The organism is Streptomyces sp. SM1 (genome assembly GCF_002910825.1).
Classification (GTDB): Bacteria; Actinomycetota; Actinomycetes; order Streptomycetales; family Streptomycetaceae; genus Streptomyces; species Streptomyces okerensis.
The window spans coordinates 1-11396 of sequence record NZ_NEUB01000879.1 but is presented as its reverse complement, the minus strand read 5'-3'; the positions used below and the strand labels follow the sequence as shown (position 1 = coordinate 11396).

9 protein-coding genes and 1 pseudogene are annotated in these 11396 nt (G+C 71.1%); 9 read left to right on the top strand and 1 reads right to left on the bottom strand.

Going from position 1 to position 11396, the window contains the following annotated elements:
- Nucleotides 1–301: 301 nt before the first annotated feature.
- The 3 genes and pseudogenes from B9S61_RS29335 (at nucleotide 302) to B9S61_RS29325 (ending at nucleotide 4509) form a co-directional block, all read left to right on the top strand.
- A complete protein-coding gene (locus tag B9S61_RS29335; RefSeq protein WP_103544946.1) occupies nucleotides 302–1234 on the top strand; it encodes an SCO0930 family lipoprotein in 933 nt (310 codons plus the stop codon).
- Between the two features lie 326 nt (nucleotides 1235–1560).
- Nucleotides 1561–2371 (top strand): annotated as a pseudogene (locus B9S61_RS29330) (SAM-dependent methyltransferase).
- The gene (locus B9S61_RS29325) at nucleotides 2368–4509 is read left to right on the top strand and encodes a bifunctional diguanylate cyclase/phosphodiesterase (RefSeq protein WP_103544945.1); all 2142 of its coding nucleotides are present in this window, start codon (nucleotides 2368–2370) and stop codon (nucleotides 4507–4509) included. Before B9S61_RS29330 ends, B9S61_RS29325 begins: the two are co-directional and overlap by 4 nt.
- Before the next feature lie 246 nt (nucleotides 4510–4755).
- Here B9S61_RS29325 and B9S61_RS29320 read toward each other — a convergent pair whose 3' ends face one another.
- Entirely contained in the window at nucleotides 4756–5640 is an 885-nt protein-coding gene (locus B9S61_RS29320) for a LysR family transcriptional regulator (protein ID WP_103544944.1), read from the bottom strand.
- A 120-nt stretch (nucleotides 5641–5760) separates the two neighbouring features.
- Between B9S61_RS29320 and B9S61_RS29315 the strand changes: the two genes are divergently transcribed.
- The 6 genes from B9S61_RS29315 to B9S61_RS29290 all read left to right on the top strand — a co-directional run.
- The gene (locus tag B9S61_RS29315) at nucleotides 5761–6432 is read left to right on the top strand and encodes a succinate dehydrogenase (RefSeq protein ID WP_103544943.1); all 672 of its coding nucleotides are present in this window, start codon (nucleotides 5761–5763) and stop codon (nucleotides 6430–6432) included.
- 2 nt (nucleotides 6433–6434) lie between these two features.
- A complete protein-coding gene (locus tag B9S61_RS29310; RefSeq protein WP_103544942.1) occupies nucleotides 6435–8384 on the top strand; it encodes a fumarate reductase/succinate dehydrogenase flavoprotein subunit in 1950 nt (649 codons plus the stop codon).
- A complete protein-coding gene (locus tag B9S61_RS29305) occupies nucleotides 8381–9130 on the top strand; it encodes a succinate dehydrogenase/fumarate reductase iron-sulfur subunit (RefSeq protein ID WP_103544941.1) in 750 nt (249 codons plus the stop codon). Before B9S61_RS29310 ends, B9S61_RS29305 begins: the two co-directional genes overlap by 4 nt.
- Before the next feature lie 203 nt (nucleotides 9131–9333).
- A complete protein-coding gene (locus tag B9S61_RS29300; protein ID WP_103544940.1) occupies nucleotides 9334–10110 on the top strand; it encodes a GNAT family N-acetyltransferase in 777 nt (258 codons plus the stop codon).
- Entirely contained in the window at nucleotides 10107–10943 is an 837-nt protein-coding gene (locus tag B9S61_RS29295) for a 1-acyl-sn-glycerol-3-phosphate acyltransferase (protein WP_103544939.1), read from the top strand. Before B9S61_RS29300 ends, B9S61_RS29295 begins: the two co-directional genes overlap by 4 nt.
- 73 nt (nucleotides 10944–11016) lie before the next feature.
- On the top strand, nucleotides 11017–11396 hold a 380-nt coding region (locus B9S61_RS29290; RefSeq protein ID WP_146064980.1), incomplete at its 3' end, for a PRC-barrel domain-containing protein.

Genomic DNA, 11396 nt, shown 5'->3' with positions numbered 1-11396 from the left:
GCGTACGCGCAGGCGTCGGCCACCGCAGCCCCGGGCGCGCCGGCAAGCGCCCAGAGCAGCGTCGTCGCGGCCAACGCCCGGGCCACGACGCCGGATCGGTTCGGTACGAGTGGGTGCACGACGAAGATCATGAGTCGTGAACCGCCCGGCCACGCGCGGGAGCCCGGTGATTACCCCGAAGGAGTTAAGGAGAAGAAAACCGCGCCACCGTTGAACACAAGGCGTGCCTCCGTGCGTACCCATCGTCGAGCGGCGGCACAGCAGGGCGCTGCAGGACCCTGGCGATGATGTGGAGTTGACGATGAATACCTCCTGGCGGACCGCCTCACTGGTGGCAAGCGCCGCGGCGGTGCTGGCCCTGACCACCGCGTGCGGTCAGGAAGCCGCGCCGCCCCCCGTCAGTCAGAACGTGGGCGCCACGGCCGCGGCCGGGGACTACGGCAACGCCGGGAGCGGCGGCGACAAGACCGGCGGCGGACAGGCCGCCGCGGGTCCTTCCGACACCGCGGGCGAGCTGAACGTCTCCACCAACGCCGCACTGGGCAAGGTGGTGACCGACAACCTCGGTCTGACCCTGTACCGCTTCGACCAGGACACCGCCGAGCCGCCCGCGACCAACTGCGAGGGCGACTGCGCCAAGACCTGGCCGCCGGTGCCCGCCGACGACGCCTCGGCCGGAGAGGGGATCGACGAGGCGCTGCTCGGCGAGATCGCCCGGCCCGACGGCACCAAGCAGCTCACCATCGGCGACTGGCCCGCCTACCGCTACGTCAAGGACGTCAACGCCGGTGATGTCAAGGGCCAGGGCGTGGGCGGCAAGTGGTTCGCGCTGACCCCCGAGGGCAAGAAGGCGCAGGCGGCCGTGCAGGCCGGTCTGTCCACCCGGCAGGACCCCGAGCTCGGCGAGATCGTCGTCGACAAGAACGGCCGGACGGTCTACCGCTTCATGAAGGACGAGGCGTGGCCGAAGCCCGTGTCGGCCTGCACCGGGGACTGCCTGAAGAAGTGGCCGGTGGTGGCGCCGGTCGACTTCGAGGACACCAAGGGCATCCAGAAGAAGAACTACATGGTCTTCACCCGCCCGGACGGGGCCGCCCAGCAGACGATCAACTGCTGGCCCATCTACACCTTCGCCGGTGACAAGGCCGCCGGCGACACCAACGGTCAGGGAGTCGGCGGTACCTGGTACGCCGTACGCCCCGACGGAAAGCCGGTCGGCGCTTCGGAGAAGTAGCAACCTCCCTCGGGTGTCGTCCACTCCGGATGCCGCCGGCCGTGTGTCCGCCCCTCCGCAGCCCGCGGAGGGGCGGACCGCTTTGGCGTGATCCACCTCGGCCCGATGAATCGACGGCGCTGTTCTCCGCGTGCTTCCCTGCCGCCATGTCGGAACTCTCCGGAATGCCGCGGACACTTTTCGTCACACACGGGGCAGGCGGAATCGGCACGTGCCACTGGCAGTGACCGGGAACGGATGGTCAATTTCCGTTTGGGGTCGCTCCATTGGCGGGCGATCAGTAACCTCTGCTCGAACACCGGATCGCCTACGCCTTGGAGAGATACATGGAGCGTCCCGCCTGGGCTCCCCGGAGCATCGACATCTCGGTGCCCAGCGTCTCCCGGATGTACGACTACTACCTGGGCGGTTCGCACAACTTCGAGGTCGACCGCCAAGCGGCCCGCAAGGCCATGGAGTTCATGCCGGGGCTGCCCAAGATCATGCAGGCCAACCGGGCGTTCATGCGGCGGGCGGTACGTTTCGCGGCGGCCGAGGGCATCACCCAGTTCCTGGACATCGGTTCCGGCATCCCGACCTTCGGCAACGTCCAAAGTGGCCCAGGGAGCCGACCCGGACGCGCGCGTGATGTACGTCGACCACGATCCGGTGGCCGTGGCGCACAGCCGGGCGGTACTCGAGGGCAATGACGGCGCGGACATCCTCGCCGCGGATCTCCGCAAACCGCGGGAGATCCTGAACAGTTCCGAAGTACGCCGGCTGATCGACCTGAATCGGCCAGTGGCGCTGCTTCTCGTTGCCATACTGCATTTCGTGGAAGACGCCGACGACCCGTACGCGGCGGTGACCGAACTGCGCGAGGCACTCGCCCCCGGCAGCATGCTCGTGCTCACCCATGCCTCGTACGACGGAGTCCCGCTGCCGCCGGAGCGGGCCGGGGAGGCGGTTGACGTGTACCAGAGCATCCGCAACCCGCTGATCATGCGCACGCGCGACGAGATCGCGCGGTTCTTCGAGGGGTACGACATGGTGGAACCCGGACTGGTGCCGATGCCGCAGTGGCGGCCGGACACCGCACCGGAGGACGAGGATCCCTACGCCTTCTCCGGTTTCGCGGGCGTGGGGCGTACGGCGTGAGCGCGGAGCCGGACGGGCCGGAGGACAGACTGCGCCGGTTCGCGACGATCTGGAGCCGGGCGGTCTTCCCGGTGACCTCGACCTCGTCGACCCGCCCGGAGTTCGAGGCGCTGCTGCTGCCGATGGCCCGCCGGCTGAGCGAGGCACTGCGGGCCAGGGCGTTCGACGCGGAGGCGGGCCGGACGGTCGGCTCCGCCCTGGTGGAGGCGCACTGCACCGACCCGGAGGTGCTCAGCCGGACCCTCGACTGCGTGGACGCCTATCTCGTCCTGTACTGCGGCGAGGACGGCGACCGGGAGGATCTGAGGGCGCGCAGCTCCAGGATCCAGCACGCCATGGCCGCCGGGTACGCGCAGGCACTGCGCGAGCGGACGCTGGCGGAGCAGGAGGCCATCGCGCGGGCCGCGCTGGAGGCCCAGGGCGTGGTGGCGCAGGCGCTGCACGCTACCGAGGCCCGCTTCCGCGCGGTCTTCGAGGGCGCCGCCATAGGCATCGGCATCGCCGACCTCGAGGGCAACATCCTCCAGGTCAACGGCGCGCTGCGGCGCATGTTCGGCCTCTCCGAGCAGGGCCTGCGCGGCCGCAGGGTCAAGGAATGGGTCCACCCCGACGACGCCCCGCAGACCTGGCGGCTCTACGAGGAGCTGGTGAGCGGCGAACGCGAGCACTACCACCTGGAGAAGGCCTTCTACCGCCCGGACGGAACGGTCCTGTGGACCAACCTGACGGTGTCCCTGCTGCGCGACCCCGACGGCGAACCGCAGTACCAGCTCGCCCTCATGGAGGACACCACCGAGCGGCGGCTGCTCAACCTCCGGCTGCGCTACGAGGCCACCCACGACGCGCTCACCGGTCTGCCCAACCGGACGTTCTTCTTCGAACGCCTGGAGAAGGCGCTCGGCGCGGGGGAGGGCCAGCGGTTCGGGCTGTGCTACCTCGACCTGGACGGTTTCAAGACCGTCAACGACAGCCTCGGGCACGCGGCCGGCGACCGGCTGCTCGTCGAGGTCGCCGACCGGCTCCAGGCCTGCGCCACCGCGCCCGGCGAGATGGTCGCCCGGCTCGGCGGCGACGAGTTCGTGGCGCTGACCACCGGCCGCGACACCCAGCGCACGGTGGACGAGCTCGCCGCCCGCATCATGAACGCGCTGCTCGCCCCGATCAGCGTCGACGGCCGGGACCTGACCGTGCGCGGCAGTATCGGCATCGTCGAGGGACCGGCGGGAGAACGCAGCGCGGCCGAGGTGCTGCGCAGCGCCGACATCACCATGTACCGGGCCAAGTCGGCGGGCGGCAACCGCTTCGAACTCGCCGACGAGGAGGCCGACGCCCGAGCCATCACCCGGCACGGCCTCACCACGGCACTCCCCACGGCCCTGGACCGGGGCGAGTTCTTCATCGAGTACCAGCCCCTGGTCCACCTCGGCGACGGCAGCGTCCGGGGAGCCGAGGCGCTGGTGCGCTGGCTGCACCCGCAGCACGGCGTGCTCTCCCCGGACCGCTTCATCCCGCTCGCCGAGCACACCGGACTCATCGTGCCGCTGGGCCGCTGGGTGCTGGAGCAGTCCGTGCTCCAGGCCCGCGAGTGGCGGGACCGTCACGGGGGCGAGGCGCTCGGCCCGCTGCGCATCAACGTCAACCTCTCGCCCTGCCAGCTCACCCACCCCGGGCTGGTCCAGGACACCGTGGACATCCTGGAGCGCACCGGGATGGCTCCCGACGCCCTGTGCCTGGAGGTCACCGAGTCGGCGCTGATCGGCGCGGACGACGATCTGCTCAAACCCCTGCGCCGTCTGGCGGAGATGGGCGTCGACATCGCCCTCGACGACTTCGGCACCGGCTACTCCAACCTCGCCAACCTGCGCCGCCTGCCGGTGAGCGTCCTGAAGCTGGACCGCTCCTTCACCCAGAACATGCAGCAGTTCCCGGCCGACCCCGTCGACCTGAAGATCGTCGAAGGGATCGTCTCCCTGGCCCACAGCCTGGACCTCGCGGTGACCGTGGAGGGCGTGGAGACCGGCGCGCAGGCCGAACAGCTCCGCATCCTCGGCTGCGACACCGCCCAGGGCTGGTACTACGCCCGCCCGGGCCCGCCGGACCGTCTGCACGAGCTGGCCCTCGTGGACGCGACGGGCTAGCCGCCCGGCAACTCGCGTCGTACGGCGACCGCGGGCGCGTCCTGGTCGCTCGCGTTGTTCCCCGCGACCCCTCAGGGGCGCGGGGAACAACGAGAACGGGGGTCTGGGGGCGGAGCCCCCAGGGACGATGGGAGCACCTCCCGCTCATGAGGGTCCCCCCGCTCGAGCGGAGTCGAGAGTGGGGGAGAAGCCGAGAGTGGGGGAGGGACGGGGTGGCAGGGGCGAGACCCCCTCCCCGCACCCGCGTCAGCGCTCCAGCAGCATCCGCTGCAACTCCCGCGCCGCCCGGGGCGGAGCCACGTCACTGCGGTGGGCCAGCGCGATGGCCCGGTACAGGCCCGGCCGCCCCAGCGGAGTGACCCGCAGCCCGTGCCCCGACCGCGCGGCGACCATCCGCGGCACCACCGACACCCCCAGCCCCGCCCGTACGAACCCCAGCACCGCGTCCATCTCCCCGCCCTCCACCGCGAACTCCGGCTCGAACCCTTCCGCCCGGCACGCCGCCACCGTCAGCTCCCGCAGGTCGTACCCGTGCCGGAACATCACCAGCCGCTCACCCTCCAGATCGGCGATCCGGACCGTGCCCCGCCCCCGCCCCGGCGGCGCGGCATCCGGCGACGACACCACCACCAGGTCCTCCCGCAGCAGCTCCACCGTGGTCAGCGCCGGCGACGGCGTCGGCAGCGGCAGCACCACCAGGGCGAGATCCAGCGCGCCCCGCGCCAGCTCCCGCACCAGATCGTGCGAGCCGCCCTCCTCGATCAGCAGCCGGACGCCCGGATACCGGTCGTGGAACGCGCGCAGCACATCGGGCAGCAGACCGGTGCACAGACTCGGCGTCGCCCCCATCCGCACCCGACCGCTGCGCAGCTGCGCCACCTCCTGCACCTCGTGCCGCGCCGTGTCCGCGTCGGCCAGGATCCGCCGTGCCAGCGGCAGCAGCGCCTCACCCGCGTCGGTCAGCGTGATGTTCCCGCGCGCCCGCCGGAACAGATCCGCCCCCAGTTCCCGCTCCAGCGCCTTGATCTGCTGCGACAGGGACGGCTGCGCGACATGGACCAGCTCCGCGGCCCGGGTGAAGTGCCGGGTCCCGGCGACCGCCACGAAGTACTGGAGCTGCTGGAATTGCATGAGCCCAGCATAGGCTCCCCCTATCAAAACCAGGCAGACCATGTCTTGGACCGATGGGGCCCTCCGGCCCTAGCGTCTGACGACATGGCTCTGGCAACGCGGACGGACCGACGGCCGTCCATGACACGCACCGTGTGGGACTCGACCGTCGGCAAGAAGACGGTGATGGCGGTCAGCGGCATCGTCATGCTGCTCTACCTGGTCGCCCACATGATCGGGAACCTGAAGATCTTCTTCGGGCCGGGCGAGTTCAACCACTACGCCCACTGGCTGCGCACCGTCGGCGAGCCGGTCATGCACTACGAGTGGACGCTGTGGATCATCCGCGTGGTCCTCGTCGTCGCCGTGATCGCCCACGCCGTCTCGGCCTACCAGCTCAGCCGCCGTGACATCAGGGCGCGCCCCAGCAAGTACGTGCACAGGCAGGCGCGGACAAGCTATGCCACGCGCACCATGCGCTGGGGCGGCGTCATCCTCGCCCTGTTCATCGTCTGGCACCTCCTCGATCTCACCACCGGCACCGTGCACTCCGGCGGTTTCGAGACCGGCAAGCCCTACCAGAACGTCGTGGACACCTTCTCCACCTGGTACGGAAACGCCCTCTACATCATCGCGATGCTCGCCGTCGGCCTGCACATCCGGCACGGCTTCTGGAGCGCCGCCCAGACCCTCGGCGTCGGCAGCCGCACCCGCGACCGCGCCCTGAGGACCACCGCCAATGCCCTCGCACTGCTGCTCACGGCCGGCTTCCTCGCCGTTCCCGTGGGCGTCATGACCGGAGTGGTGAGCTGACCATGACTTCGTACACCGAGTACACGACCGGCGAACCGGTCGCCGACACCAAGGCCCCCGCGGGACCGGTCCACGAGCGCTGGGACACGCGCCGCTTCGAGGCCGGGCTGGTCAACCCCGCCAACCGGCGCGGCAAGACCGTCATCGTCGTCGGCACCGGTCTCGCCGGCGGCTCCGCCGGCGCCACCCTCGCCGAACAGGGCTACCGCGTCGTCCAGTTCTGCTACCAGGACTCACCCCGCCGAGCCCACTCCATCGCCGCGCAGGGCGGCATCAACGCGGCGAAGAACTACCGCAACGACGGCGACTCCGTCCACCGCCTGTTCTACGACACCGTCAAGGGCGGCGACTTCCGCTCCCGCGAGTCCAACGTCCACCGCCTCGCGCAGATCTCCGTCGAGATCATCGACCAGTGCGTCGCCCAGGGCGTGCCCTTCGCCCGCGAGTACGGCGGACTGCTCGACACCCGGTCCTTCGGCGGCGTCCAGGTCTCGCGCACCTTCTACGCCCGAGGCCAGACGGGCCAGCAGCTCCTCCTCGGCGCCTACCAGGCGCTGAGCAGGCAGATCGCCGCGGGCAACGTCGAGATGCACCCGCGCACCGAGATGCTCGACCTGATCGTCGTCGACGGACGGGCCCGCGGCATCGTCGCCCGGGACCTGATCACCGGGAAGATCGACACGTACTTCGCGGACGCCGTCGTCCTGGCCAGCGGCGGCTACGGCAACGTCTTCTACCTGTCGACGAACGCCATGAACTCCAACGCCACCGCGATCTGGCGGGCGCACCGGCGCGGCGCCTACTTCGCCAACCCCTGCTTCACCCAGATCCACCCCACCTGCATCCCGCGCACCGGCGACCACCAGTCCAAGCTCACCCTGATGAGCGAGTCGCTCCGCAACGACGGCCGGATCTGGGTGCCGAAGGCCAAGGGCGACACCCGCCCGGCCCATGAGATCCCCGAGGACGAGCGCGACTACTACCTGGAGCGCGTCTACCCCTCCTTCGGCAACCTCGTGCCCCGCGACATCGCCTCCCGCGCCGCCAAGAACGTCTGCGACGAGGGCAGGGGAGTGGGCCCCGGCGGCCAGGGCGTCTACCTGGACTTCGCCGACGCCATCGAGCGGATGGGTCGCAGGGCCGTCGAGGCCAGGTACGGGAACCTCTTCGACATGTACCAGCGGATCACCGACGAGGACCCGTACCGGGTACCGATGCGCATCTATCCCGCCGTGCACTACACGATGGGCGGCCTGTGGGTCGACTACGACCTCCAGACCACGGTCCCGGGCCTGTTCGCGATCGGCGAGGCCAACTTCTCCGACCACGGCGCCAACCGGCTCGGCGCCTCCGCACTGATGCAGGGCCTGGCCGACGGCTACTTCGTCCTCCCGGCCACCGTCAACGACTACCTCGCCCGCCATCCGCACCAGGACGAGGTGACCGACGCACACCCGGTGGTGCGGGAGGTGCTGGCCGAGACGGAGGACCGGATCGGCCTGCTGCTGTCCGTCGACGGCGACCGCACCCCCGACTCCTTCCACCGGGAGCTCGGCGAACTGATGTGGGAGTTCTGCGGCATGGCCCGCACCGACAGCGGGCTGCGCAAGGCGCTCGAGCGGATCCCCCAGATCCGCGAGGAGTTCTGGCGGCGCATCAAGGTCCCCGGCACCGGCGAGGAGTTCAACCAGTCGCTGGAGAAGGCCAACCGCGTCGTCGACTACCTGGAGCTCGCCGAGCTGATGTGCCTCGACGCGCTGCACCGCTCCGAGTCCTGCGGCGGCCACTTCCGCGAGGAGTCCCAGACCCCGGACGGCGAGGCGGCCCGCAGGGACGACGCGTTCTCCTACACCGCCGCCTGGGCCTTCACCGGCACCGGTGAGGCTCCCGTCCTGCACAGGGAAGACCTGGTCTTCGAGTACGTCCACCCCACCCAGCGGAGCTACGCATGAAGCTCAACCTGCGCGTCTGGCGGCAGAAGAACGCCGGCGCCGACGGTGCCATGTCCACGTACGAGGTGGACGGCATCTCGCCCGACATGTCCTTCCTGGAGATGCTCGACACCCTCAACGAGGAGCTCATCCTCAAGGGCGAGGACCCGGTCGCCTTCGACCACGACTGCCGCGAGGGCATCTGCGGCGCCTGCTCGCTGGTCATCAACGGCGACGCCCACGGGCCCGAGCGCACCACCACCTGCCAGCTGCACATGCGGTCCTTCCGGGACGGCGACACCATCGACGTCGAGCCGTGGCGGGCTTCCGCCTTCCCCGTGGTGAAGGACCTGGTGGTCGACCGGTCGGCCTTCGACCGCATCATCCAGGCGGGCGGCTACGTCACGGCGCCGACGGGCTCCGCTCCGGAGGCGCACGCCACGCCCGTACCGAAGCCGGACGCGGACCTCGCCTTCGAGCACGCCGAGTGCATCGGGTGCGGCGCGTGCGTCGCGGCTTGCCCGAACGGGGCGGCGATGCTGTTCACCTCCGCGAAGGTGAACCACCTCAACGTGCTGCCGCAGGGAGCGCCCGAGCGGGAGACGCGGGTGCTGGACATGGTGGCGCAGATGGACGAGGAGGGGTTCGGGGGGTGCACGCTCGCCGGTGAGTGCGCCACCGCGTGCCCCAAGGGCATTCCGCTGACCTCCATCACGGGGATGAACAAGGAGTGGCTGCGGGCCACTCGCAAGGTGAGCAAGCGGTAGCGCCGCTTCGGTGAGGCCGTTCGCCGACGGGCGGACGGGCGGGGCCGGGGGAGGTGCTCCCTCCGGCCCCGTCCCGCTCTTCCGCTCCGGTCATTCAGCATCTCCACATCCGTACTCCTGGCTCCGGTCACGTACACGCCAACCCGGGTCGGAAGAACAGGGGTGTCCCCACTCCCGCTCCGGCGCGTGACCAGGAGAGAGCCATGACCGGCGTGCTGACCGCAGACCACCCCTCGCGATCCACCGCACCCACTCGCTACAGCGTCACCCTCGCCCGCGACGAGGAGGACGTACGGGCCGCTCAGCGGCTGCGCCACGACGTCTTCGCGGGGGAGATGGGCGCCCTGCTGTCCGGTCCCCGGCCCGGGCTGGACGTCGACCCCTTCGACGCCTACTGCGACCACCTGCTCGTGCGCGAGGAGGTGAGCGGGCAGGTCGTCGGCACGTACCGGCTGCTGCCGCCGGAGCGCCACGCGATCGCCGGACGGCTGTACGCGGAGGGCGAGTTCGACCTGTCGGCGCTCGACGCGCTGCGGCCGTCACTCGTCGAGGTCGGCCGCTCCTGCGTGCACCCGGACCACCGCGACGGCGCGGTCATCGGTCTCATCTGGGCGGGCATCGCCCGCTACATGACCGGCCGGGGCCACTCCTGGCTGGCCGGCTGCTGTTCCGTACCGCTCGCCGACGGGGGCGCGCTCGCCTCCGCCACCTGGGAGCGGGTACGGGCCGCGCACCTCGCGCCCGAGGAGTACCGGGTACGCCCGCTGCTGCCCTGGCGGACCCCGGAGGCGGCGCCCGCGGCCGCCCCCGCCGGACTGCCCGCGCTGCTGCGCGGCTATCTCCGCCTCGGCGCCTGGGTCTGCGGCGAGCCCGCGTACGACGTGGACTTCGGCGTCGCCGACTTCTACGTGCTGCTGCCGATGGACCGGATCAACCCCCGTTACCTGCGGCACTTCCTCTCCCTCGCCCCCGCCCGGTGAGCGTCTGGCTGCCGGGCGCGCCCTGCACCCCCCGCGGTTGTGTGGAGCCCGGCGCGAGGGCCGTCGCCGTTCCGCCGGCCGTGCTGCGGCTCACGGCGGTCGTGGTTCTTCTGCTCGCCGGGCTCGCCCTGGTGCCGTTGCGCAGGCGGATCCCGGCGAGCGTGGTGCGCGGGTGGTGCCGGTGGCTGGTGCGGGCCGCGGGGGTCCGGGTCCGTATCGCCGGGACCGCCGCGCCCACCGGCGGGCTGCTGCTCGTCGCCAACCACATCTCCTGGCTGGACGTACCCCTGCTCGCCGCGGTCCGCCCGGCCCGCATGCTGGCCAAGTCCGAGATACGGCGCTGGCCCGTGGCGGGGGCGCTGGCCGCGCGCGGCGGCGTGCTGTTCATCGACCGAGACCGGCTGCGTGCCCTGCCCGGCACGGTGGCCGCGCTCGCCGGGATCCTGCGCGACGGCGCGGCGGTCGCCGCGTTCCCCGAGGGGAGCACCTGGTGCGGCCGGGCCGGGGGCCAATTCCGCCGCGCGGTCTTCCAGGCCGCGCTGGACGCCGGGGTCCCGGTACAGCCGGTCCGTATCCGCTACGTGGACCCGCGGGGCCTGCCGGCCACCGCACCCGCCTTCGTCGGCGACGACACCCTGCTGGCCTCGGTGTGGCGGGTGGTGTCGGCCCGTGGCGTGATCGCCGAGGTCGAGGTGCGGCCCGCCGTACCGCCGGGGTGCCACCCCGACCGCCGGGCCCTGGCCCGCGCGGCCCAGCCGGAGACCGTCGCGCACCACGGGGCGGAGCACGGACACCGCGAGGGAGCACTGTCGAAAATTAAGTGCGATTTGTGACATTTGTGCAGTTTTCGGTCGGCTGGTCAGGAGAACCGGAGAGGAGCGACCCCCGAAAGGAGGGTGATGCAAGATGATCACCCGCGAAGAGATCTCGACCCTGCTGGATCACCCCGTGTACGACGGGGACGGCAACAAGATCGGCGACGCGAAGCACGTCTTCCTCGACGACGCGAGTGGACGCCCCGAGTGGGTGACCGTCAAGACGGGCATGTTCGGTTCGAGCGAGTCGTTCGTACCCATGCGCGACGCCGCTCTCGTGAAGGACCACCTCGAGGTTCCCTACCGCAAGGACAAGATCAAGGGCGCGCCCAGCGTCGACATCGACGCGGGCGGCCACCTCTCGGTGGACGAGGAGCAACGCCTGTACGAGTACTACGGCATCAACTGGGACTCCGTCCTGGCGGACCCCGCGGAGGACGACCGTACGGGTGGCACGGCCGGTACGGGCAC